Annotated in this window: 25 protein-coding genes and 2 pseudogenes; 11 read left to right on the top strand and 16 right to left on the bottom strand. The window is 56.6% G+C overall.

Translation table 11 applies throughout. The annotated features are described in order from the left end of the window. Window positions 1-111 precede the first annotated feature (111 nt). The 3 genes from J3D54_RS25350 to J3D54_RS25340 all read left to right on the top strand — a co-directional run bounded on the left by J3D54_RS25350 (window position 112) and on the right by J3D54_RS25340 (window position 2,461). Window positions 112-1,608: a helix-turn-helix transcriptional regulator gene (locus J3D54_RS25350; protein ID WP_253424231.1), complete on the top strand. Its 1,497-nt coding sequence runs from the start codon at window positions 112-114 to the stop codon at window positions 1,606-1,608. Between the two features lie 193 nt (window positions 1,609-1,801). Continuing rightward, window positions 1,802-2,050, top strand: a complete 249-nt coding sequence (locus J3D54_RS25345; RefSeq protein WP_253424228.1) for a DUF1652 domain-containing protein — start codon at window positions 1,802-1,804, stop codon at window positions 2,048-2,050. Between the two features lie 45 nt (window positions 2,051-2,095). Continuing rightward, window positions 2,096-2,461 carry a hypothetical protein gene (locus J3D54_RS25340; RefSeq protein ID WP_253424225.1) on the top strand — a complete coding sequence of 122 codons (366 nt, stop codon included), beginning with the start codon at window positions 2,096-2,098 and terminating at the stop codon, window positions 2,459-2,461. A gap of 124 nt (window positions 2,462-2,585) precedes the next feature. Here J3D54_RS25340 and J3D54_RS25335 read toward each other — a convergent pair whose 3' ends face one another. Then, on the bottom strand, window positions 2,586-3,701 hold the full coding sequence (locus J3D54_RS25335) for a Gfo/Idh/MocA family protein (RefSeq protein WP_253424222.1): 1,116 nt from the start codon (window positions 3,699-3,701) through the stop codon (window positions 2,586-2,588). Window positions 3,702-3,973: 272 nt separating this feature from the next. On the opposite strand from J3D54_RS25335, the gene J3D54_RS25330 reads away from it, so the two are divergent. Beyond that, complete coding sequence (locus tag J3D54_RS25330) at window positions 3,974-4,735, top strand: SDR family NAD(P)-dependent oxidoreductase (protein ID WP_253424219.1); 762 nt, start codon at window positions 3,974-3,976, stop codon at window positions 4,733-4,735. Between the two features lie 282 nt (window positions 4,736-5,017). Here J3D54_RS25330 and J3D54_RS25325 read toward each other — a convergent pair whose 3' ends face one another. The 4 genes from J3D54_RS25325 to tnpB form a co-directional block, all read right to left on the bottom strand. After that, window positions 5,018-5,326, bottom strand: a complete 309-nt coding sequence (locus J3D54_RS25325) for a hypothetical protein (protein WP_019579374.1) — start codon at window positions 5,324-5,326, stop codon at window positions 5,018-5,020. Window positions 5,327-5,370: 44 nt separating this feature from the next. After that, window positions 5,371-6,084 carry a YafY family protein gene (locus tag J3D54_RS25320; protein ID WP_253424216.1) on the bottom strand — a complete coding sequence of 238 codons (714 nt, stop codon included), beginning with the start codon at window positions 6,082-6,084 and terminating at the stop codon, window positions 5,371-5,373. Beyond that, on the bottom strand, window positions 6,077-6,331 hold the full coding sequence (locus J3D54_RS25315) for a helix-hairpin-helix domain-containing protein (RefSeq protein ID WP_253424213.1): 255 nt from the start codon (window positions 6,329-6,331) through the stop codon (window positions 6,077-6,079). Before J3D54_RS25315 ends, J3D54_RS25320 begins: the two co-directional genes overlap by 8 nt. Window positions 6,332-6,426: 95 nt before the next feature. Next, window positions 6,427-6,738 (bottom strand): IS66 family insertion sequence element accessory protein TnpB, encoded by a 312-nt coding sequence (gene tnpB, locus J3D54_RS25310; protein WP_253424208.1) that lies wholly within the window; start codon window positions 6,736-6,738, stop codon window positions 6,427-6,429. A gap of 155 nt (window positions 6,739-6,893) precedes the next feature. On the opposite strand from tnpB, the gene J3D54_RS25305 reads away from it, so the two are divergent. Further along, on the top strand, window positions 6,894-7,391 hold the full coding sequence (locus tag J3D54_RS25305) for a GNAT family N-acetyltransferase (protein WP_253424205.1): 498 nt from the start codon (window positions 6,894-6,896) through the stop codon (window positions 7,389-7,391). Here J3D54_RS25305 and J3D54_RS25300 read toward each other — a convergent pair. Continuing rightward, window positions 7,346-7,531 (bottom strand): annotated as a pseudogene (locus tag J3D54_RS25300) (transposase domain-containing protein); the annotation flags it as partial. The gene J3D54_RS25305 and the pseudogene J3D54_RS25300 overlap by 46 nt on opposite strands. Before the next feature lie 174 nt (window positions 7,532-7,705). Here J3D54_RS25300 and J3D54_RS25295 point away from each other — a divergent pair. Continuing rightward, entirely contained in the window at window positions 7,706-8,479 is a 774-nt protein-coding gene (locus J3D54_RS25295) for an alpha/beta fold hydrolase (RefSeq protein ID WP_253424201.1), read from the top strand. Window positions 8,480-9,282: 803 nt separating this feature from the next. Here J3D54_RS25295 and J3D54_RS25290 read toward each other — a convergent pair. Both J3D54_RS25290 and J3D54_RS25285 read right to left on the bottom strand, forming a co-directional pair. Next, window positions 9,283-9,720 (bottom strand): GNAT family N-acetyltransferase, encoded by a 438-nt coding sequence (locus tag J3D54_RS25290; RefSeq protein ID WP_253424199.1) that lies wholly within the window; start codon window positions 9,718-9,720, stop codon window positions 9,283-9,285. Between the two features lie 57 nt (window positions 9,721-9,777). Further along, a pseudogene (locus tag J3D54_RS25285) lies at window positions 9,778-9,992 on the bottom strand (transposase domain-containing protein); the annotation flags it as partial. Window positions 9,993-10,289: 297 nt separating this feature from the next. On the opposite strand from J3D54_RS25285, the gene J3D54_RS25280 reads away from it, so the two are divergent. From J3D54_RS25280 to J3D54_RS25265, 4 genes are all read left to right on the top strand, one after another. Next, entirely contained in the window at window positions 10,290-11,147 is an 858-nt protein-coding gene (locus tag J3D54_RS25280; RefSeq protein WP_253424196.1) for an AraC family transcriptional regulator, read from the top strand. Between the two features lie 30 nt (window positions 11,148-11,177). Beyond that, the gene (locus tag J3D54_RS25275; protein WP_253424193.1) at window positions 11,178-11,393 is read left to right on the top strand and encodes a DUF6434 domain-containing protein; all 216 of its coding nucleotides are present in this window, start codon (window positions 11,178-11,180) and stop codon (window positions 11,391-11,393) included. Between the two features lie 146 nt (window positions 11,394-11,539). After that, window positions 11,540-12,196, top strand: a complete 657-nt coding sequence (locus J3D54_RS25270) for a VOC family protein (protein ID WP_253424190.1) — start codon at window positions 11,540-11,542, stop codon at window positions 12,194-12,196. Between the two features lie 113 nt (window positions 12,197-12,309). Then, window positions 12,310-12,717: a DUF3224 domain-containing protein gene (locus J3D54_RS25265; RefSeq protein WP_253424187.1), complete on the top strand. Its 408-nt coding sequence runs from the start codon at window positions 12,310-12,312 to the stop codon at window positions 12,715-12,717. A 195-nt stretch (window positions 12,718-12,912) separates the two neighbouring features. Here J3D54_RS25265 and J3D54_RS25260 read toward each other — a convergent pair whose 3' ends face one another. Together J3D54_RS25260 and J3D54_RS25255 are read right to left on the bottom strand one after the other, a co-directional pair. Next, window positions 12,913-13,680, bottom strand: coding sequence for an SDR family oxidoreductase (locus J3D54_RS25260; RefSeq protein ID WP_253424183.1), 768 nt, complete (start codon window positions 13,678-13,680; stop codon window positions 12,913-12,915). A gap of 25 nt (window positions 13,681-13,705) precedes the next feature. Next, window positions 13,706-14,773 (bottom strand): phosphotransferase family protein, encoded by a 1,068-nt coding sequence (locus J3D54_RS25255; protein WP_253424181.1) that lies wholly within the window; start codon window positions 14,771-14,773, stop codon window positions 13,706-13,708. Between the two features lie 188 nt (window positions 14,774-14,961). On the opposite strand from J3D54_RS25255, the gene J3D54_RS25250 reads away from it, so the two are divergent. After that, complete coding sequence (locus J3D54_RS25250; protein ID WP_253424178.1) at window positions 14,962-15,357, top strand: DUF4280 domain-containing protein; 396 nt, start codon at window positions 14,962-14,964, stop codon at window positions 15,355-15,357. Window positions 15,358-15,557: 200 nt separating this feature from the next. On the opposite strand, the gene J3D54_RS25245 is transcribed toward J3D54_RS25250, so the two are convergent. The 6 genes from J3D54_RS25245 to tssH form a co-directional block, all read right to left on the bottom strand. Then, window positions 15,558-16,100 (bottom strand): toxin-antitoxin system YwqK family antitoxin, encoded by a 543-nt coding sequence (locus J3D54_RS25245; RefSeq protein ID WP_253424174.1) that lies wholly within the window; start codon window positions 16,098-16,100, stop codon window positions 15,558-15,560. Between the two features lie 12 nt (window positions 16,101-16,112). Continuing rightward, the gene (gene tssI, locus J3D54_RS25240) at window positions 16,113-18,122 is read right to left on the bottom strand and encodes a type VI secretion system tip protein VgrG (RefSeq protein ID WP_253424170.1); all 2,010 of its coding nucleotides are present in this window, start codon (window positions 18,120-18,122) and stop codon (window positions 16,113-16,115) included. Window positions 18,123-18,165: 43 nt separating this feature from the next. After that, window positions 18,166-18,834 carry an endonuclease/exonuclease/phosphatase family protein gene (locus J3D54_RS25235; protein WP_253424167.1) on the bottom strand — a complete coding sequence of 223 codons (669 nt, stop codon included), beginning with the start codon at window positions 18,832-18,834 and terminating at the stop codon, window positions 18,166-18,168. Window positions 18,835-18,907: 73 nt separating this feature from the next. Next, the gene (locus J3D54_RS25230) at window positions 18,908-19,933 is read right to left on the bottom strand and encodes a hypothetical protein (RefSeq protein WP_253424164.1); all 1,026 of its coding nucleotides are present in this window, start codon (window positions 19,931-19,933) and stop codon (window positions 18,908-18,910) included. Window positions 19,934-19,995: 62 nt separating this feature from the next. Next, window positions 19,996-20,745, bottom strand: a complete 750-nt coding sequence (locus J3D54_RS25225; protein WP_253424161.1) for a hypothetical protein — start codon at window positions 20,743-20,745, stop codon at window positions 19,996-19,998. 150 nt (window positions 20,746-20,895) lie between these two features. Next, on the bottom strand, window positions 20,896-23,439 hold the full coding sequence (tssH, locus tag J3D54_RS25220) for a type VI secretion system ATPase TssH (protein ID WP_253424157.1): 2,544 nt from the start codon (window positions 23,437-23,439) through the stop codon (window positions 20,896-20,898). Window positions 23,440-23,441: the final 2 nt, after the last annotated feature.

Here is a 23,441-nt window from a genome sequence, read left to right as displayed (position 1 = left end):
GGGCTACTTTGGGAGGAGCGCGGGTGCCGGGCTTTGCACTATCACCAGCGTCTGCGGTCGTAATCTTCACTGGGCCGCGCGCAAAGGCGCTGCCGCAATTGTGGAGATCCAATGAGCCAGGACGTCCTGACCACCGAGACCAATCGCCGCCAGTTGCAGCAGATCATCGCCGGCCTGTCTGATGGGGTGATTCTGCTGGAACTCGACCAGACCATTCTCTGGGCCAATGATGCCGCGCTGGCCATGCACGGTGTCAGCGAGATTGGCGAGTTGGGGGCCAATGCCGGCGAGTACGCCAAGCGTTTTGCCTTGCGTTATCGCAACAATCACCCGGTCGCGACCGAGAACTATCCAATCAGCCGCGTGGCCCGTGGCGAGATGTTCAGCGATGTGCTGGTCGAGTTGACGTCGGTGGAAAACGACGAGCGCACCTGGGTTCTCAGCGTGCGCAGCATGGTGCTGGCGAACCGTGTCGGTGAGCCGGAATCGTTGGTGCTGATCATGAGCGACGTCACCGACTGGGCCAGCGCCGAGCAGCGTTTCGAAAAAACATTCAACGCCAACCCGGCCCCGGCGGTGATCTGCCGCCTCAGCGATTTGCGCTACATCAAAGTCAACCAGGGCTTCGTGGACATGACCGGCTATGCCCGGGATCAGGTGATCGGCGCTTCGACCTATGAACTGGATGTGCTGGAACGTGCCGAAAACAAGGATTTGGCCAAGCAGCGACTGCGTGACGGCGCCACCATTCCGCAGATGCAGGCCGAACTGCAATTGCCGAACGGAGGCAGCAGACAGGTGATTGTTGCCGGGCAACCGCTTGAGCTCAACGACGAAGCTTGCATGCTGTTTTCCTTCGTCGACATGGAGCTTCGGCACAAGGCCGAAATCGCCCTGCGCCAGAGCGAGGAACGGTTCGCCAAAGCTTTTCGTCTGACGCCGGTACCGATCATGGTGTGTCGCGCTGACGATCAAGTGGTGATGGATGTCAACGAAGCCTTCCTTGAGTCCCTGGCGTACCCCAGTGATGAGGTGCTCGGCAAAACCGTGGCGCAACTCGATTTCATCGATGACGCGGGCGCTCGCACGCGACTGTTTACGGCGCTGGAGAAAACCGGAAGCGTGGATCGCATTGATGTCCGGGTGCGCAGGAAAGACGCCGGGTTGATTGATTGTGCGGTCTCGGCGGACACCGTGAATATTCAGGACGGCTCTTGCTACCTGCTGGTGTTGATGGACATCACCGAGCGCAAACGCACCGAGTTGGAGTTGGTGTCGGCGATCGAAGAGGTAATGAAAGATGCGTCCTGGTTCAGCCGTACGCTGATCGAAAAACTCGCCAACGTGAAAAACGTCAATTCACCGCAATTGCCCAGTGTGTCGTTCACCGACCTGACCGCCCGGGAGCGCGATGTGCTCGGCCTGATCTGTGAAGGCCTGGCCGACAAAGAGATTGCTGCGCGTCTGAAACTGGCACCCAATACGGTGCGCAATCATGTGTCGACGGTGTACTCCAAGCTCGACGTGCATAGCCGTAGCGAGGCGATTGTCTGGGCCCGCGAACGAGGTCTTTTCTCCGGCGAGAGGCGGACCAAGGGGCGGTGTTAAGGTGCAAATGCACCAGTGCGGGTGGTGCAATTTCATGTGTTACCCGGATGGGGCTTTTTCTAGGCTGTCAGGGTGCGATACGTGGCTTCGGCCCGCTGTCGCGTCCCTTTCAATGCAGCAATAGGAACAGCCACATGGGTGCGAGCAAAACAAACGGGCAGTCGATTTTGCGTCGTCGCCAAGGTAAGTCGGGATGAGTTATCTGGCGCAATTGCGTACGCAACTGGAGCGGAGCTTTTCGCCGTTGGCCTGTGAGTGTGTGCTCACGGGGGATAATTCGTTGACGGTGAAGCTTTATCACCCGGCGACGGGGCAGGTGGATCTGGTGGTCAGCGGGTTGAGTGTGGCGACGCTCAGGACGTCGGAGGCGGTGGCCGCTTTGGCTGAAGAGTTGCGCTATGAGCTTGAAAGCAGTGGCTTGCATCGGTCCTCCGCTCGGTAGGCGTCTTATCTCGCAGACATACCCCGGCCCGCTGTGGGAGCGAGCTTGCTCGCGATGACTATTTGTCAGGCGAGCGGGATTTTGGCGGTGTACCTGTCCATTCCTGCGGCAATGATCGCTGTCTTTCTGGCATTGGCGGGTGGCTGGGCTATAAGGAATGCGAGGTATTTCTTTTCTGTGACGGGACCGCGGATGCGCGGTGTGGTTTTCGTGTCATGGAAAATGTCGATTACTTACTGCGGGTCAGCCTATGAACAGTTTTGGGAAATGTGCTTTTTCGCCACTGTCGCTCGCACTCTGCATGGCGATTCTGGGTGGTTGTGCCAGTCCGCCGCCTCCACCCCCGGCTGCGCCGCCACCGACACCGGTTCGTACCTGTTCGACCACCGAAAGTACCGATGTGCAGGGTGATATGAGGGCTGAGGGGCAGGTGACCCGAACCACGACCCTGACCCGTTGCGTCACTCAGTAAGCCTGTTCTTGTTTACCGCCAGCAGCGCTGTGCGCGACTGGCGGGTATGGCCCGAGTCGCGGTTCAGATTTCCTCGATCCTGACCCACCGTGACTCCCGTGCCGCCAGACGAATCGCCGTCGCCAGGCGTTCGACTTCCCATGCCTGCTCGAAATCGGTCCCGTCCTGGCCGAGGCCGGCCAGCGCCATCACCAGCTCATGCACTTCAAGGGTCTTGAGTTCGTTGTAACCCAGCTGGTGCCCCGGCGCCGGGCTGAAGGCGGCGTAACCCGGCAAGTCTGGCCCCGCCAGCAGCCGTTGGAAACCGCCTTGTCCCGCGCGATACAGCCGCAGTTCATTCAAACGTTCCTGATCGAACGCCAGGGTGCCTTGGGTGCCGCTGATTTCAAATCTCAGGTGATTCTTGTAACCGTGTTTGAGCCAGCTGCTGCTGAACGTCCCTCGCGCGCCATTGGTGAAGCGCAGCAACGCGTGGACCTGATCGTCGACTGCGACCTCGCGTCGTTCCTGACCACCCAATGTGACGGGGCGTTGCGGGTGTACGGTCTGGGTATCTGCGCACACCGCCTCGACGTCGCCCAGCAGATGGCGGGCCATGGCCAGCAAGTGACTGCCCAGGTCCGCCAGAGCCCCACCGGCGTAATCGGTGTCACAGCGCCAGGACCAGGGTGAAACGGGATCGGCCATGAAGTCTTCGCTGAACTCGCCCTGGAAACTGATGATCTGCCCCAGCGTTCCGTTTTGAATCAAATCCCGAGCCAGGCCGATGATCGGGTTGTGCTGATAGTTATAACCGACCCGCGTCACCACCCCGGCGGCTTTGGCGGAAAGACGCATGGCACTGGCCTGTTCGAGGCTCACCGCCAGCGGCTTTTCGCAGTACACCGGTTTACCGGCGGCGATGGCAGCCATGGCCATGGGGTAGTGCAGATGATTAGGGGTGGTGATGGCGATCAGGTTGACCTTGGGGTCATCGATCAGCTGTTGCCAGTCGCTATGGGCCGCATCGAAGCCCCAGGCGTCGGCGCAGTGACGCGCGCGCTGTGGGTCGGCGTCGGCAAGGGCGGCGAGTTTGAGCGTCAGCGGCAATTCAAAAACAGCGCTGACATTGCGAAAGGCCAGTGCGTGGGCGCGGCCCATGAAACCTGTGCCGATGAGTCCGATACCGAGTTCGCGCATAGCCGGGGTCCTTTGGATTTTTATTTTCAGGAGGGCTATTTATGGAATAATAATTCTCAAAACGCAATCTGGTGGAATAAATATTCTTTTATTTGTGGAGTCAGGAAGCGCTGAGAATGGCTACGCCGCCTTGTGTCATTACCATGATGCGCCACAGAATAAGCGCTAACCTGATTTGAAAATGGATACCTGCCTAAGTGACCGCCTGACGCCGACGTTGCCCGCTTGGTGCTACGGTGATGGCTTTCTAGCAACCAATTCGAGATATCCAGATGAAACCCAATCCGACAATCGATAACGTATTACGCGTCGCGTTGGTTACAGGATCCACTTCCGGTATCGGCGCAGCCATTGCACGTGTACTAAGCCGGGCAGGCTATGCGGTGGTGCTCCATTCGCGAAATTCTGCGGATACGGGACGCGCTATGGTTGCCGAAATGAAGCAGGCTATTTACGTGCAAGCTGATCTTGCTTTCGAAGCTGACAGGGTCAGGCTTATTAACGAGGCGATCGCCGCGTGGGGGCAGCTCGACGTATTGGTCAATAACGCCGGTATTAGCAGAGTCATTCCGCACGGCGACCTTGCCTCGGCCAACTCGACGGTGTGGCATGAACTTAACGAGGTTAATGTCGTGGCGCCGTTCCACCTAGTCGCATTGGCCGAGTCGGCATTGCGCGATGCCGCCCGTTACCGTCGAGCAGGTTGCGTCGTAAACATCAGTTCGCATGCCGGTATCCGTCCTAAGGGCGCATCGATTCCCTATGCGGTAAGCAAAGCTGCGCTTAATCACATGACCCGCTTGCTCGCGGTATCGCTGGGGCCAGAAATTCGCGTAAACGCTGTGGCGCCTGGCTTGGTCGACACGCCTCTGACCGCAGAGTGGACAGGTGCCCAAGAGTTGTGGCGAACTCGCGCACCTATGCGCAGGGCCGCTAGCCCAGACGACATCGCAAAAGCTGTTGCAATGCTGGTCGAGTCGGACTACTTAACCGGCGAGATACTCCTCTCAGACGGCGGGTTGAATCTGACCTAGGTTTAGCGTGCTCCGGTGTAGCCGGTGAGAAGACGAGTCACTCTGTTTCGCCGACTCGCCCAAAGGACGGATACCATCGCTTTTCAGGGCGGGCTAGAGGACACCGCCGGACGGATACGGCGGACGATACGTTTTTTCGAAACGGTTTCATCATATAACGTCAGTTTGCAGCCCGGAACCTAGCAATAGGTGATCTGAGAAACTTACACTGGAAGTGACGACACCGATGCCTGACAGCAAAGGCATCGGTGTCTCTTGTCTGCTCTGGCAGTCCGTCGGGGGTCAACTCATCTCTGGAACGAGGTGACTCATGAACGTCAGGTTTTCAATAGCGTACATATACTCAGAGAATCTCGGATCTCCATCGTTGAACGCCTTTGCCACTTTTTGTGCGTTCTCAAGACTGTCCCACATTGCTAAGTCCGCGAAGATTCGGTCGTCGCTCATCGGGCAGTAGGCACGGTACTCAATCAAACCAGGAAAGGTCTTTAACGTTTCACGAAGCCCTGCGCGGAGCACAGGCACTTGCGCAACGCATTCCTGTTTGACCTTGAAAATGGCTAATTCGAGTACATGAGATGAGTGCTGCATAGGGATGGCCTTCTGTGTGTTAAGGAGTCCCAATTATCAGTGGCTCATACTGACAGCGTAGTGTCAGTAGTGGTGATCGCTTTCCACTGGCTTGCCTGGTGCTTCATATACGCTTGGAGATCAAGGGCTGGATTGTTGGGTGATGGTTGTTGGGCAAAAGTGATGGAGGTTATGCGATCGACCCTAAAATCGCGGTAAGCCGCCCTGGTACTACACCAGCTTCCAACTGTCCACTTTCCTCCCCAGTAGAAAAGGCCAAGGGGGGAAATGAGGCGTTGCGAAACCGCGCCGTCCAAGCTGGTATAAGTTATCTTCAGCGCCTGAGTGTTTTCGATGGCATTTCGAAGGGTTGCCAAATGGCCACGCGTCGAGGAAGGTGTGGTTCCAAGTGCCCTGATTTTTGCCGTGCTGGGGTCAACCTTGTGATGGACTATGGACGCTGAGATTTTGCTCAACAACATCCTTGCAGCAGCACTTAGATCGTTATCGGCGGAAGCTGAAAGCATTTCCATCCCAAGCATCAATGCATCCAGTTCGAGCCTGTTCAACGTTAAAGGCGGCATCTCAAAATCGGCATCCAAGGCATACCCCACGCCAGCGGTACCATAGATTGGGATTCCACTGAAGGAAAGGTCGTCGATGTATCGATAGATTGAGCGAACGGAAACGCCAATTCGGCTAGCCAGTCGTTCAGCAGAGATTGGCTGATGGACACGAATCAGATTTACCAATTGAAATAAGCGATCAGCTTTACGCACTAGGTGTGCTCAACTGAGAGTCCTTTGCAAGCTCAATGGCCGCGTTAATGGCGCCCCGAGCTTGGGGGCTATTCTTCCAGCAAGTCGATCCCACTGCTGACGATGCCTGAGCCAGGATGTCACAAACATTCGCTTTGCTGAGCACAGCTAGCGAGTCAATGCCCATCTGCGCAAGGCGAACGATAACGGCCGGCCCCACGCCCTTTAGGGCCAACAAGGCATTATGTTCCGTCAGTGGAAATGGCATCCGTAAACTCCTGTTATCGGCCAATGAAGCAACCGGAGTTTGCCCGACGGGAGAGGGCATCTCAATAGATGGCTCCATCTCCCTAAGCGTAGGCATCAGGAAGGTGGGTTCGGCAGACGCTTACACACTAACGCCTGAAGCTGCTCGTTATCGAGTTCGACTTCCGAGCCGCGCCGAATGCCTGGCCAGTAAAACTTGCCTTGATTCAATCGTCGCGTTGCTAGCCAGATGCCGATGTCATCGTGCACCAGGACTTTCATCCGGTTGGCTCGGCGATTGGCTAAGAGATAAGCGCAGTGCGGCTTCGCCGCACCGAATACCGCAATCACTCGGGCCAACGCTGTCTCGGTACCGGCGCGCATGTCCATCGGTTCGGTGGCGAGCCAGATGGCATCGATGCGGATCACTGAGCAAGCTCACGGTAAGCGGCTGGCAAACACATGTGGACCACGCGTTCAATAGCCATCCGCGCTCGTGAACGGGTTAGGGCATCGGCTATTGTCCGAATCGGCGCCGCGTCAGTAGACTGCCTGCGGTGAGTAATCAGCATTGGAGTTGCGCAATGGCGACGTTTAAGACCCGTAGACTTTTGATAACGCGTCTGTCGTCGGATGATGTCAGTTTTGTGATGACGATGGAGGCCGACCCAGAGGTCATGCGCTACACGACCGGAGTGGTTGCCCCAACCCCTTCTCGGCGGAAAGAAGTTCTCGCCTATGTAAATTCTGCACCGCATGAGGGGCCAGGGCATTGGCGTGTGGAGTTACAGGGGAAACCAATTGGCTGGATAAGCCTCGCCCCCCTAGAATCCACTGATCGATTTCAACTGGCATACCGTTTCGCTAAAGTCTTTTGGGGCAATGGATACGCTACAGAGGCTGGTGCGGCAATTCTCGATTATGCGCGTGACGTGCTAGGTCTTTCAGAGTGTGTTGCTCTCGTCTGGCCCGATAACAATGCATCTACTCGTGTTTTATCTAAGTTGCGGTTTCAGTATGAAGGCTCTTCCGTGTACTACGGTAATGACGTGAATGTCTTTGTCCGTACGCTGGATGTATAGGCTTCTGATGAAGCTGCCTTGGTTAGGCTAGACGGACTCCACTGATGCGGTAACAGTTGATGAACCTCCGTCACCCGCTGCGTCGACAGACGAGTCAAAACGTCCTTGAGGTAAGCATACGGATCATGCCCGTTCATGCGGCCGAATCTGTGCCCAGCCCGGCGCTTCGATTGCCAGCATCGTCTGGTCAATACGCCTTTCTGATCCTAACGCTTAGTGAACCGTCACACCCATTTGTCATAGCAAATGCGATCATGTAGAGCAGTAGACTGAAGCCTGCACGCGACACAGCGATCCAACAAAGGGAAAAGCACATGACGACGTTCAATCACCAGGACGGTCAGCATATTGAGATAGACCACGCGAGCCTCTACTTTGAACAGCAAGGGAACAAGGAAGGCCCTGTCTTGGTATTCCTCCACGGCGGTTTTGGTGACATCGAGACTTTTAATTCCATCACGCCCCGTTTGGGCCGGAACTACAGGTTGATCGGCATCGACAGCCGGGGCCAAGGAAAATCCACACTTGGTCCATCACGACTGACCTATAAGCGCATTCAGCAGGATGTGGAAGCAGTGGTCAGGCACCTGGGGCTTGAGCATTTCAGCATCATCGGCCATAGCGATGGTGGCATAGCTGCACTGCGGATTGCCGCCGCCAACACTCTCCCTATAGACAAGCTGGTAACGATTGGCGCGCACTGGGCATTGAAGGCAGACGACCCAACGCGCGGCATGTATACAGAGGTAACAGCCGAGAGCTGGCGCGAGATGTTCCCGCACAGCTACGATAGTTATCAGGTCATGAATCCCGCACCAGATTTTGAGCGATTGGCAGTGGCGCTGCGGGCTCTCTGGCTCAATTCAGGCGCGGATGGCTATCCGAACGAAGCTGTGCGCAACATCACCGCCGATTTGCTGGTGGTCAGGGGCGACGAAGACATGCTTGTCTCGCGCACGAATGCAGTTGAACTCGCTGATCGGGTGCCAAACGCTAGGCTCTTGAATATTCCATTCGCGAATCACTCGCCCCAAGAAGATCGACCAGAATGGCTGACACCTGTTCTGGAGGCATTTCTGGCGGATTGATCGGTACGTTCATCTTTTAGCGGTAAGCGTCCGCCAAACCAAAAGAGGGAACGACATGCGGATTTTGATAGGGGCGCTGGCAGTGCTTAGTTGAATCTACCGATGTCGGACGTGAAAAAGCCGTAAACGTCCGGGGAATACAGCTTGCGCGGGGGATCGCTGGCATAACGATGAGGAATGTGGCATTGAGATCGAAGAGCTTCTACCTCATAAGTGGAGCCAATCACACTCGGACTGGATTGGTGAGCGCTACGCCTCGAACAGGGCGATTCCAAGCGATGGGTGAGAGTAAGAATACTATGATAAGGAAAGCTATCTGGGACAGGTAGAACGGCTCCAGCCACTGCTGCTTCGATGCAACATAAAAAGTGTTATGGGTTACGTCTACCAAAATAATGGCTACCGTAAGCACGATTCCGGCTCTTGGCTTGATGAACAGTAGCAGTGCTGCGAGCGGGTCAAAAAACGTAAGCGCCCCCCAGAAAATACGGCTAGCCAAGTAAGCGCCAGGCCCGTATCCGTAGTCCCAGAGCAATCCATGCGAAACGTCTGCACGAATGTGATTAGCGGTTGCGATGAAAAGGCAGCATGCGAACAAAATTCTGACGGCGAATGACAATCTTGGCATAGCGTTATCTACATTCGTGATCTACGCCATGCATGATAGCGGGATCGACCAACGATGCTAGCCGTTGCAAGCTGAGAAGGTGTGATCGCTGAGCAAGTGTCCGCCGAACACATCTTGCGTGATTATGCGGATGCCCACCTAAGCGTAAGCGTCTGGTCAGTAAGTTTTTGGATTATTATTTCTGGCACTTTTCAAAGCGAATATCACCTTCTGGTAAGTGCTCCACGGGCTGCCAGCCGAGGTTTCGATAAAAGCCACTCGCGCGACTTGCCTCAGCGGTTTCCAGCCAGATCGTCTGGTGGTGTTGAAATAGGAAGGCCTCTGCTTTATCCATCAGGCTGCGCCCCAATCCATGCCCCTCGAATTCGGGTAGAACGAAAGCGGCAAACACACATCCATCCTCGACATCGGCCATGGAAAAACCTACAGGGACACCATCGACCTCGGCGATCCAAGCGCATGGAGCCTCTAGAATTGCATTTCGTATAGTTTTGGGAGTAATCCCCATGTCTGCTAACTGATCATGGGATAAGTGGTTTTCCTGAACGCTGGTTCGAATATCAAAAATGGCATTGATATCGGCTTGGTTGGCGAGTCTGATAGTTTTTTCCATGACGTACTCCTTTGTATTCCATCAATGATGGAAAGTATCCTTACATATCTGGCGCAATCAAAGGTGGCCCCGCTTGTGCGGCAGTAACTCCGTAATCTCACTCGCCCGCTGTGTCGGCAGCCGTGTCAGCACATCTTTCAGATAGGCAGACGGATCATGCCCGTTCATGCGTGCCGACTGGATCAGACTCATGACCCCCGCCGCCCGCTTGCCACTGCGAAGAACCCGGCAAACAACCAGTTGGAGCGCCCAAGCGCCCATGGCCGAATCTGTGCCCAGCCCGGCGCTTCGATTGCCAGCATCGCACTCAGCCATAGCCTCAATGCAAATCTCGTCCACAAATGGATTCGGATACACACCTGGAAAGTAACCGTCTGGCGAAGTCACCTCGACCAAGGGTTACCTTGAATAGGCGTGCAGGCAATCCTCTCGATGAGCCCTCATAAGCCATAGCGAAGAGACGCGGAGGTCTTTCATACGCTTTGGGTGGAAAGCAGAAACCGCAAGAACGATCAAATGCTTTCCCCATTCATTTGATAACGTTGCTCTAGCGTTCATGGAGATTCGTCATGCTGAGTATCGAGAGGGCCCTGTGGTACATCGAGCTGGAGCTGGGATCCCAACTCGATCTAGGACGTGTCGCGCGCCATTGCAACATGTCTCCTTTTGCCTTGGCCCGCCTGTTTGCGATGTCGACGGGCTGGTCGGTGATGCGTTACATCCGTGCACGGCGTTTGAGCCAAGCGGCACTGATCTTGCGTCGAGGTGCACCGGATATCCTGCAAGTAGCGCTGGATGCTGGCTACGGCTCCCATGAAGCTTTTACGCGCGCCTTCTGCGATCTGTTTGGGTTCACACCGAAGCAGGTTCGTGGGCACGAGGATGAACATCTCTCACTGGTGGAGCCGTTACGTGTGAAAGAAACGAAGCTCATAAAACTCCCTGAACCCCGCTTTGAAACTAGAGCAGAGTTTTTCATCGCTGGTCTGGGGGATCGTTTTACCTTCGATAAGAACGAAGGCATCGTCGGTTTGTGGCAAGCGTTCTCCCCCTACATAGGACGGGTACCAGGTCAGGTAAACAACTGGAACTATGGCCTGTGCTGTAATCCTGGACTGGATGGTAGTTTTGAGTACATTGCCGGTACAGAGGTGTCCTGCGTCGATGGTCTTCCTCCGGCTTTTCGGTATTTCAGAGTGCCGCAGCAAAACTATGTCGTGTTTCGACACCAAGGCCATATCTCGACGATCCATCAGACGTTCTTCACCATTTTCAACCACTGGTTGCCTGAATCTGAATGTGAGCTTGCCCAAGCTCCTGAGTTCGAGCAATACAGTTCTGATTTCGAGCCATCCCAAGGGAAGGGTTACGTGGACGTGTGGATACCGATTGCAAGACTCCAAGCATCCCAGGCTATGAATTTATAAATCAGACCACTAAGTATGGAGCCTGCCCCCATGAGTTTTAATTGGCACAATGATCAGCTCACAAGAAATACGACAGTTTGCAAGAATTACCGAAATACACAGAATGTCCGCAGATTCATGGTGGAGCACTGCGGCGCGAACTTTAAATTCGACAGAGGTTTTATGGCCTGGATACGTAATGACGTACCTAAAACTCTCGGAGAAGTCGTCGATGAGTGGCTGCACCGAAATCGCGATACCAATTGAACGACCGACAAACATCAGGCCAAACACTCTAGGTGTTCAAACGGATGCCCACTTGTGCGGCAGCAACTGCGTAATCTCACTCGCCCGTTGCTGACCTTCTGCCAAATAATTGGGCAATCAAATCACAGGATTAAAGGGAATTAACGATGGAAATAGATCACATTTTTATTTGTGTGAATGATGACGGGCGAGGCGCTGATGCTCTGAAAGCCCTCGGGCTTGCTGAAGGGACGCCAAACGTACACCCAGGCCAAGGCACTGCCAATAGAAGATTCTTCTTCCGAAATTCTTTCATTGAGCTTCTACATCTCACCGATGAATCAGAAGCTCAAAGTCAGTTAACAGCGCCAACCCAACTCTTTGACCGCTTCAAGTGCGCAGATGGAGTTGCCGCGCCCTTTGGAATTTGCTTCAGACCATCCACCGTAGGCGAGAAGCCAATATTTCCGGTCTGGGAATATCGACCTGTTTACTTACCCGCTGCCCTGAAAGTCGACGTGGGACATGCGCCTGTATCCGAACCGATGTGGTTTTTTCTTTCGTTTGCCAAGAGACCAGATGAGGCTCCGATTGAGCGAGCGCAGCCGTTTGAACATCCCAACGGCTTTCGCGACATTACATCTGTGCGAGTTACCACTCCCAACAGCCAAGCTTTTTCTACCCCTGCGAACTGCGCAAATCAGCTGGAAGGATTTGAAATTGTTCATGGTGATGAGCATCTGGTCGTATTGGAAATCGATCATGGCGCAAGCGGCCAGACACACGATTTCCGTCCTGGGTTGCCGATGATTATGAACTGGTGATGCATTGGCCTAACTATTGAGCCGACATCTCGTTCTGATCGTTTTTGGCTCCGTGCGTGCTGTGCTGTGGAGTAGAATGAGAACCTCACTCATTTGGATAGAGACGGATGTGAATGGAAGCGTTAGCCACTTTTGCTACTAAGAATTTCAAACCAACAGGCCTGAGCCCAACCCCCGAGATTACTACCTCCTTACCAGTGTCTATCAGCACCATGGAGAAATGCTACTCGGGTGCTATCGACGGTGTTTCCTCAACAGTTTTTACTGCGGCGTTCGACCAGACGACCAGGACGGGCAGTTACATCGCAATTGAGAGCTTCAAAGGTGCGGTGAATGGAAAAGAAGGCGCCTTCAATTTCATCCACTCTGCCTCCACAACCGGCACTGATCGGGCAGATGAATTTTTCTGCATAGTCGGAGGCAGTGGTACAGGTGATTTGAGAGGGATATCGGGATCAGGCGGGATCAAAATAGATACCGATGGCACGCACCATATTTGGTTGAATTACCAACTCAAATAGGTCAGAAATAGTTTTGAGGTAATGCCGCAGAGGACGCCATTGCCCTAGATGTTGCATCAGGGTGGGTGTCTTCACCGTGGATTTGACTGGGAAGCCGGTTGAGTTTGTGCAGAGGGAATAGAGTCGCTCCTGGGTCCAGTCCCCAAACACCAAAGGCAGCCCTGAGGCTGCCTTTGGTTTATTCGCTGAGCCGAATCAGGACAGGAACCCGCCATCCACATTCAGCGAAACCCCGGTCGTATAGCTGGACGCATCACTCGCCAGATACAACACCGCCCCCGCCATTTCACGCGGATCCGCCACGCGCTTGAGCGGAATCTGCTGTAGCGCGGTTTGTAGAATCGCGTCGTTTTTCACCAGCGCCGAAGCAAACTTGGTGTCGGTCAATCCCGGCAGCAGGGCGTTGCAGCGGATACCGAATTGCGCGCATTCCTTGGCGAACACCTTGGTCATGTTGATCACCGCTGCCTTGGTCACCGAGTAGATGCCCTGGAAGATCCCCGGTGAGATGCCGTTGATCGAGGCAACGTTGATGATGCTGCCGCCACCGTGTTCGCGCATCAGCTTGCCGGCTTCCACCGACATGAAGAAGTAGCCGCGAATGTTCACGTCGACGGTTTTCTGGAAAGCGCTGAGGTCGGTGTCCAGCACGTTGCAGAACTGCGGGTTGGTCGCGGCGTTGTTGACCAGGATGTCCAGGCGCCCGAATTGTTCGCGGATGGCGGCAAAGACCTGGGTGATCTGTTCCATCTCACCGATGTGGCAGGCAATGGCGGTGGCCTTGCCGCCGGCGGCGATGATCGCGTCGGCGACGTGTTGGCAGCCGTCGAGCTTGCGGCTCGAAACGATCACGTGGGCACCTTGCTGCGCCAGCAGTTTGGCGATGGCTTCACCGATGCCGCGACTGGCACCTGAGACGAAAGCGATCTTGCCGTCGAGGTCGAACAACTGAGTCTTGGACATGATTTTTCCTTGTTATGTGGCCCGATCAGAGCCTGGATTTCTGAATGACTTGCAGGCTCATTTGCTCCAGGAGTTTGTTCATGTGAATGAACTGCGCGAAGCGTTTGTCCTGGGTCTGACCATGGAAGAAGCGGTAGTAGATCTGCTGGACGATGCCGGCCAGACGGAACAGGCCATAGGTGTAGTAGAAGTCGAAATTGTCGATCTGGAGGCCTGAGCGCTCGGCGTAGTAATCGACGAATTCGCGGCGGGTCAGCATGCCAGGGGCGTGGCTTGGCTGGCGGCGCATCAGTTGCACCGGTGCCGGGTCGTCGGCTTCGATCCAGTAGGCGAGGGTGTTGCCCAGGTCCATCAGCGGGTCGCCGAGGGTGGTCAGTTCCCAATCCAGCACGCCGATGATCTGCATCGGGTTGTTCGGGTCGAGGATCACGTTGTCGAAGCGGTAATCGTTGTGGACGATGCTCGACGTCGGGTGATCGGCCGGCATCTTGTCGTTCAGCCAGGCCTTCACCGTTTCCCACTTCGGCGCATCCGGGGTCAGTGCTTTTTCGTAGCGCTCGCTCCAGCCTTTGATTTGCCGCGCGACATAACCTTCGGGTTTGCCGAGGTCGCCCAGGCCATAGGCCTTGTAGTCGACCCGGTGCAGTTCGACGAACTTGTCGATGAAGCTCTTGCACAGGGTTTCGGTCTTCGCCGAATCCAGGCCCAGTTCCGGTGGCAGTTCGGCGCGCAGGATGATGCCCTTGACCCGTTCCATCACATAGAACTCGGCGCCGATCACCGATTCGTCGGTGCAGTGCACATAGGCTTTGGGGCAATAGGGAAAACCGTCCCGCAGCTGATTGAGGATGCGAAATTCGCGGCCCATGTCGTGGGCGGACTTGGCCTTGTGGCCGAATGGCGGCCGGCGCAGGACGAATTCCTGTTCGGGGTATTCCAGCAGGTAAGTCAGGTTCGACGCACCGCCCGGAAACTGGCTGATCACAGGCAAGCCACTCAGGCCCGGAATGTGCGCCTTGAGGTACGGATCGATCAGGCTGGCATCGAGTTCTTCGCCGGAGCGGATACGGGTGGACTGGTCAGTAAGCGCCATGCTTATCCCTTCTGCTTATTTTGGAGGCCACACATCATTGGCTAATCTAATGGCGCGCCGGGGTCGCCACAAGCGCGGCACGGTCTTATAGGTTAGCGTGTTGCCGGATAATCAGCGTTCCTGATGTGCGCGAACAGGCTCGGCGGGCTATGGTTCAGGGAGCACCGCTTCCAGGAAGGAGAATCGACATGGGCTGTCCGCAAGTTTGCGCCACCGCGACCCTGCAATGCAGTTTCGGTGCGGCACCGGCGGTACTCAACGTGCTGCCGGTGAACCGCACAATGACCGGGGGCATGCCGGCGGCGAACATCATGGATCACATTCCGCTGGTGAACGTCATGCCGTTCGGCACGTGCATGAGCATGGCCAACCCGATGGTCGCGGCCGCCACCGCCGCGGCGCTTGGCGTTCTGACGCCGATGCCGTGCATCCCGGCCACCGCCACCCCGTGGATCCCCGGCGGTGCGCCGACCCTGCTGCTGGGCGGCATGCCGGCCCTCGATGCCAACAGCACCTTGATGTGCAACTGGGCCGGCGTGATCAAAATCGTGATGCCGGGGCAGATGCAGATGCTGATTCCCTGACCGCACATGATCAAACTGTGAGAGCAGGCTTGCTCGCGAAGGCAGGGTGTCAGGCGATATCGAGGTTGAAGGTGCCGGCCTCATCGCGGGCAAGCCCGCTCCCACAGTGATCGCTGTTGTCCACCAATACTGCATTCACAGAACATCCCCTGTGGGAGCGGGCTTGCCCGCGATGAGGCCATCCCGGTCAACACAAGGCTTCAGGCTTGAGCAGGATCGCTCCAGCGCCTGAACCACCAGCGTACCCGTGAGATCGGCTTGCCGTCCGCATCCAGCGGTCGCCCGTCGGCGGCGAAACCCTGTTCCGGTTCCAGCAATAGACCGTTGAGGTAACGGGCCTCGACGGCGGGTTTGCCATTGGGATGAAAACGCTGATAGCGCCCGTCACGCACGCCGTCGCGGTAGCACTCAACCTCGGCCAATTGACCATCGGGAAAGTAATTGAACGCCTCGCCATGCAACAGCCCTCGGCGGTAAGTCGCCTTGCGCTGCAGACTGCCTTCGGGGGCATAGAAACTGGCAACCCCCTGCAGCTTGTCATGGACAAACGGCAACTGCGCCGAGACCTTGCCATTGGGGTGGTAGAGCAGGGAGGTGCCTTGCAGCTCGCCCTGGCTGTAGTGCAAATCAGCTTGCGCGCGCCCGTCATCCTTGATGTGCAGCGCGCCGTCGAGCTGGCCATCGAGCAAGCGCCCTTTGAGCTGTTTATCGTTCTGCTGCAAATCCAGCGGCGTGATGGCCATGGGGTTTCCTCGTCAGTTGACCTGCACCAGACCACCCTTGATGGTCAGCATGCCGCCACCGTCCACGGTCTGCGAAGCGGCGCCCTTGTTGGTCAGGCTGATCCCGGCATCGTTGGTCATGGTCGTGCCGGCCTTGTTCTCCAATGAGGTGCCCGCCTGATTGCTCAAGGAGGTGCCGGCTTTCTGGCTGATCGAAGTACTGGCCTCGGCCGCCAGATCCGCGCCGCTCTTGATGGTGAAACTGCCGCCACTTTGCAGGGTCAGGCTGCCGGTCACTTTGATGGTCAGGTTGCCGTCAACCGTCAGGCTGTAATCACCGGTGACCTTGTGCGTGTAATTGCCACCGGTGCTGTGAGTCTGGTCCGCGCCCACAGTCACCTTGCGACTGTCCTTCACATCGAGCGTGTCGCTGCCGGTCTGAATGGTGACGCTGCGCTTGCCTTTCTCCAGGGTCACGGTCTCGTCGCCTTCTTTCACCGTGCGCGTGCGAGCGTTCTGCACGGTCAGGATTTCGTCGTGGCCGACCATGGCGGTGGTGTCGTTGAGCACGTTGATCTTCAGGTCTTTCTGCGCCTGCAAAAACACCTCTTCGGCATCCTTCTTGTCCTCGAAGCGCAACTCGTTGAAACCCCCTGCGCCCTTGGATGATTGGGTCTTGATTCCCGACTGGGTCTGATTCGCCGGCAGCGCATAGGGCAGGGCGTTGTCGCCGTTGTAGACGCAACCGGTCACCAATGGCCGATCCGGGTCGCCATCGATAAACGTCACGATCACTTCCTGGCCGATGCGCGGCACGAATTGCATACCGAAACCCTTGCCGCTCCAGGGCAGCACCACCCGCACCCAACAGGAACTGGCTTCGTCGTTCTTGCCGTCGCGATCCCAGGGGAACTGCAGCTTGATTCGACCGTATTCGTCGGTCCAGATTTCTTCTCCCGCCTTGCCGACGACAATGGCGGTCTGGGTGTGCATCCGTGGTTTGGGCGTTGTCCGTGCCGGGCGGTAAGGCGTGGCCTTGGGGATCGCCTCGAAGCGGTTGCGATAGTTTTCGTGACTGGCTTCGTGGGTGACCGCCGTCACCACCCAATCGATGTTTAACGTCGTATCGTCATGTCCAGCGAGGGTGAACCAGTGCCCCGGCACCAGCCAGCGGCAGTCGCTCTCACCAACAAAGCGTTTCTCCTGACTGCGCAAGCCGTCGACCCGTTGCTTGGTCAACGCATCACCTCGTGCCTTGGCGTTGTAGCCGCCCGGATGCTCGTACATCGACCGTGGCCCGGCCACCGCTTCGGCCTGGCCGTACAGCGAAGTGGTCGGGGTGGTGAACTCGTAATCCGTCGCCCGGTATACCCCGGCCACCGCCTGTACACAGACCTGCCCGGAACGAATGCCATGCAGTTCACGCTCACCCAACTGCTGACCGAGATAGCTCACCTTGGGTCCGTTGGGGATCTGCACGAACGCATCGTTGCTGTCACCTAGCACCAGCGTGTGCTTGCCGTCCTCGTGGGTGAAAAACCAGAAAATGCCTTCTTCTTCCAGTAACCGCGAAACGAACGCGAAATCGGTTTCGCCATATTGCACGCAGTATTCGCGTGGGGTGTACGTGCCGGTGAGTGAGAGCTTGAAGTCGGTGAAGGCGTGGGCCTTGAAAATCGTAGTGACGATGTCCGAGCTGCTGAGGTTCTGGAACACGCGGTTGTTGCTGGCCAGGGTCAGCCACCAGAGCCATGGCCTTAACACAAGCTGATAGCGCTCGGCGGTGGCATCGGCGGGGAGTTGGCGGATTTCGGCAACCAGAGCGTCCATTGGACGGGTCAGGGCGTCGTTGTGCAGGGTGGCGGTGACGTGGGTGGCGACGGCGGTGGTCAGGGTGAGGGAGGCGCCGTCGTTGAGGCCATTGAGGGTTTGTGATCCGAGCGAATTGAGCGCTTCTTCCCCGGACAGTGACTCAGGATAAAGCGCCGACAGCGAGGTGGCGGTGAGGGACAGGCTGGTATTGCTGTCGGTGGTGCGGGGCATTGGGTGGCCTCAAGTGGAAGTGACCGATTGCGGGGCGCCTGCTTCAGGACGAGACGTCAAACAGAATAGGACGATGATCCGGCCCGCTCATATCGAATTCATTGGCCAGCCCGGTGATGTCAATTGTGGTGACTTTCACGTCTGCGGATGCGAGCACCCAATCCAGTATTCCTCCTTTGGCGTGGGTCTGTTGTCCGCCCCAGCATTCGTATGCGAGCCCCGCGGTTTCCACTTGACCGACATTGGCATAGTCCAGGTTCATATCTCCCGTCACGACCCAGTTTCCACCCAGCGCTGTGCAGGATTTGAGCTGGCTTTTGGTGAGACCGTTCTGTCCGGATTTGAAGTGTGCGAGAAAAACGTACCCGGTGTAACCATTCACTCCCGTCGCGGCGATGGCAATCAGATCCCTGTTCAAACCAAATAGCTTGCCTTGACTACAAATCTCGATCTGCGCGAATTCACTGACCATGACAATGTAGGCGTTCGAGTATCCACCCGTAAAAGCGGCAACCCTGTAGCTTGGATAAATTTCCGCCAGGTTGGATGCATAGTTATTGACCTGGGCTGAATGCACTTCGCACAAAAACAAAAGGTCGACGTTCCACTCCTTGTTCGAACAGCACTTGCTGATGAAAAAGTCCACCTGCGCTTTTTTTTCGAGTGTAGAAGAACCGCCATTCTTTTCGATGTTGAAGCTTGCGATTCTCATGTGTCAGCCCTGTTTAAACCACGACGGTGGCGTGAGGTTGGCATTGACTGTTCTTATAAGAAGCCCATCGGCGTCATGCCCTGTCTGGAAATCTTGATTTCACAAATAATCGAAGTGCTGCCCGTGACTCAGTCGGTATGGGGCACAGGATCTCGAGTCCGGCCTCGGACCAGTAAGTGAAGTTTTTTGCGAGGGGGTGGGTCGAGGTGCTCGATGGTTTCGCGGGGTTATTGGAATCCCACACATCAATCGCAATGCCCAGTCCTGTCCGGATTTTCCCCATGCTGGAGCCCACGCAAACAAAATAATGGTCATATTCTGTCGAACCCATAACGGCGATTTCACAATTGTCGAAAAACGGGTCGAACACCAAGCTATGCACGACCGCGGCAGAACAGTGCAGACATCTACCGAATTTTTTTGGGGCCCTCATGACTATTGCACCGAACAGAGCCCAGAACTCCGGAGCGCGTAGCCCTTGTTCGTCGATTTTCGGTTCTCTTTTTAAAAGACCCGAAACGGCGCCTCTCGGGACATCAGCGTATTTGTTGTCGTCGGTGTATTTGTAGACGCCATGCTTGCCGGTGGGCAGATCAGTAATAGCAATTTTTGACCATTCTGCCTGATGCCTGCTGATTTGAACTAACAGGGCTGATGTGTCTCGGCTGGAGGCACTGGCGGGGCTGCTGGAGGAAACGGCCGGGCTGCTGGAAGAAGAGCTTGCCACGCTCAAGCCGACGGACGGGAGCGCAGACGTAATAGCAACAGGTGGAATCCCCGGGCGTGGAGAAGACGAACTGGCTACCACTGGGAGAGAGATAAGGGGTGGATTGGCCCCTTTTATGTATTTATCGAGGTTCGCGTAAAGCGCCGAAGTGGGCTTTAGCTGAACATAATTGACCCCCGCGTAGTTGAATGCTTCATGGCATGTGCCGAGGAATGTATCGATCGCTTGCCTGAGGAGCTTGTCATCTCCCGGGGTTTTTAGCAGCAAACGAAGGACATGAACGGCAGACTTGCTTTGTTCACTCTTGTTGATGTGCCAGCGGATCGAGTCCCATGCCTTGATTGCCTGATCTATTGCCTCTCGGTAAGTCATGATCAATCGCCTTCCTGTTTTAGAGTGGCTCTCGGGCTCTGGTATCGGGACTCCTGAGTTCTCTAATAAGTGAAAAATGGCACGTAATCGATCCAGGGTGTCCATTGCAAAGACTGCGTGCTATAGGTCTCTGTCAAACCGTTTCGAATACTGGTTTGGAGGTAAAAGTTAAAGGTTCCATTGATGTTGATGCCGATGACCTGGCATGCATTTCCCCTTCGTGCTGTATGTAATGACTGCACGAGAATATAGGCGTCGGGGGTTTGCCCATTACCGGACTGTTCCGCCACCTCAGCGACTTCGGGTCTGAGCCAGGCATTTTTTTGCAAAGCCATCCCGATGTCGGATCGATTGATGAGTTTACCCAGTCGGTTGAACTCATTATCTGCATTGGGCTGCAAATGCACCATCGAGTAGAGATTCCCGGCCCACTTCAAAATTAATACGGAACAACCGGTCTGTTGTTCTGTTACCCATAGTTTGTTCGTTGCAGCCGGTACTTGTGCGGTCAGATTCAGGCGAGTGGGTGTCGTTGCAATATGGCCGCGCATCGGACTGATCAGGCCAGTGCAGCGGACTACGGCGTCGGGTACGATTACCGGCAGGCCGGTATTGAGGAACGTCGAGACATGATGTTGAGTCGGTGAAATACGTATTTCACCCTGATAGGCCCCGAAATACAAAGGGACGCTCTGCGTATCTGCACCCGCTAACCCAACTACATAGACTGCATTTGCATTCAGAACTCCTAGTGGTTGAGTACACAGGTTGTGGAGCATGCTCCGTGCGTGAAGCGTATCGGCGGCGGCCATCGATTATTCCTTTCTCTGAGTGGGTCATGGCGAGCACTGTTCCCGTCAGCATGAAGTTCCAACAGGCTCCCGGACCTATGTCGTGGTTATTAGATGTGGCATACAGAAACCTGTCTGGAAAATGATCATGAACCGGACGTTTCTCATTCCTTACTCCAACACCCACTCCGCCAACTTCCCCGTCACCTGCGTCATCAACACATTCTCAACATCCCTTGCCCCGGCAGCACTGCACTTGGCCAACACCGCCTGCACAATCCCGGCATCGAACTCAAACTGCTTCCCGGTCGCAGCCTTGTAGCGCCCACGCAATTTCTCCAGCTTCGCCAACACAATCCCCTCCAGCGTCGCTTCATCCAGCGGCCGATACGCCACTACCGTCATGCGCGCCAGAAACGCTGGCCGAAACGCTTTCAGCAGCACGTTATGCAGCGCTTCGTTGAAGGCATCGGTGCCCAGTTGCGCGGTCGGTGTGTCGAGCAGCAACTCAGCCCCGACGTTGCTGGTGGCCAGCATCACGGTGTTTTTGAAATCCACCACCAGCCCGGTGCCGTCTTCCATGACCCCTTTGTCGAAGACGTTGTAGAAAGCTTCGAGTACATCCGGGTGGGCCTTTTCGATTTCGTCGAGCAGTACCACCGAATAGGGTTTGCGTCGCACCGCTTCGGTGAGCACGCCGCCGCTGCCGTAGCCGACGTAGCCGGGCGGAGCGCCTTTGAGTTGGCTGACGGTGTGGGCTTCCTGGTATTCGGAAAGGTTGATGCTGATCAGGTTGCGTTCGCCGCCGTACAGCGCGTCGGCCAACGCATAGGCGGTTTCGGTCTTTCCCACGCCAGTGGGGCCGACCAGCAGGAACACGCCGACCGGTTTCTGTGGGTCGGTGAGGCCGGCGCGGTAGGCTTGCAGGCGTTGGGCGATGGTGTTCAGCGCGGTGCTTTGGCCCATCACCCGCAGGCCCATGCGCTGGCCGAGGGTGCGCACGGCGTGGGCTTCGTCGGCGAGCATCTTGCCCACAGGGATGCCGGTCCAGCCGGCGATCACCGCGGCCACGGTTTTGCCATCGACCTGTTCCGGCACCAACGGATCGTCCTGGCGAATGGCATCCAGCCCTGCCTCGAGTCGCACCAGTTCGGCGGCCAGATGATCGATGCGGCTGTCGGTGGCTTCGTCCGGTTTGTCGTTGTCGGCGCGCTCGCTCAAGGTGAGTAATTCGCGACGGGTTTCCAGCAGTTCGCGCACGGCGATCCGTTCTTCGTTCCAGCGGGTTTCCAGTTCGCGAATGGCCTGCACGTTACCCACGGATTCAGTTTCCAGCAGGGTGATGCGTTCACGGTGATCGAGCCCGGTGGCCTGTTCGCGACGCAGGCGTTCGACTTCATCCTTGAGGCTCTGCTGGCGATGGCGCAGGCTTTCCAGCGGTGGCGGCACATCGTGCTGGCCGAGGGCGACCCGGGCACACGCGGTGTCGAGCACGCTGATGGCTTTGTCCGGTAACTGGCGCCCGGAGATGTAGCGGTGGGACAGTTTCACCGCTTCGTGAATCGCTGCGTCGAGTACCTGAACGCCATGATGTTGTTCCAGTTTTGCAGCCACGCCACGGAGCATTTCCACGGCGGTGATTTCATCGGGTTCCTCGACTTGCACCAGTTGAAAGCGCCTGGCCAGAGCGGGGTCTTTCTCGAAGTATTTTTTGTATTCAAGCCAGGTGGTCGCGGCCAGGGTGCGCAACTCACCACGGGCCAACGCCGGTTTGAGCAGATTGGCCGCGTCGCTGCCGCCTTCCGCGCCGCCAGCGCCAATCAGCGTGTGGGCTTCGTCGATAAACAGAATGATCGGTTTGTCGGCGCTGCGCACCGCGTCGATTACGCCTTTGAGCCGCTGCTCGAACTCGCCCTTGACCCCGGCGCCCGCCTGCAACAGGCCGAGGTCGAGTACCCGCAGGCTGACTTCCTGCAACGACGGCGGCACGTCCCCGGCGGCAATGCGCAACGCCAGGCCTTCGACCACCGCGGTTTTGCCCACCCCTGGCGCGCCGACCAGGATCGGGTTGTTCTGCCGACGGCGCAGCAGGATGTCGATGCACTGACGAATCTCGCCGTCGCGGCCGACGATGGGGTCGATACGCCCGGCGTGGGCGTCGGCGGTCAGGTCCTGGGTGAACTGGTCGAGCACCGAATCCTGTTTCGGTTGCGGATGGCTGGCACTGACCGGCCGCGTGCCGCCAACGTGTTCGCGTGAGCTTTCGGTCCACTCCAGCAAATGACTGCGCAAGGCTTCCCGTGGAATTTTCAACAGCGACGAGGCGCTATTGAGCAGCAGGCTGCGGCGTTCGTCGCGGTCGAGCAAGGCCAGCAGCAGCAAGCCGGAGCGGATGCTTTCAAGGCCGAGCACGCTGGCCTGAACCACTGCGTCTTCGAGCAGGCCGATGGTGTGCGCCGAGAGCGCCGGGGTGCGGGTGCTGCCGGACTTGAACAGTTCCAGGGCCTTGTTGATTTCCGCCGTCAGGGCATCGCGCTCCAGACCGAAGCGCGGCAGCAGCCAGGCGAAGTCACCGCCCTCGATGTCCAGCAGTTCAAGCAGCAGGTGCTCGATTTCGACGTAATGATGACCCCGTTGCAGGCAACGTTGTGCGGCCCGTTCGAGGGCGCGGCGGTTGTCCGGGTTGAGGCGTCCGATCAGGCTGGCCAGTTCCATGT

Origin of the sequence: Pseudomonas sp. GGS8, from assembly GCF_024168645.1 — a bacterium.
GTDB lineage: Bacteria > Pseudomonadota > Gammaproteobacteria > Pseudomonadales > Pseudomonadaceae > Aquipseudomonas.
Note: the sequence above shows the minus strand (reverse complement) of the source record. Positions and strands in the feature narration are given on the sequence as shown.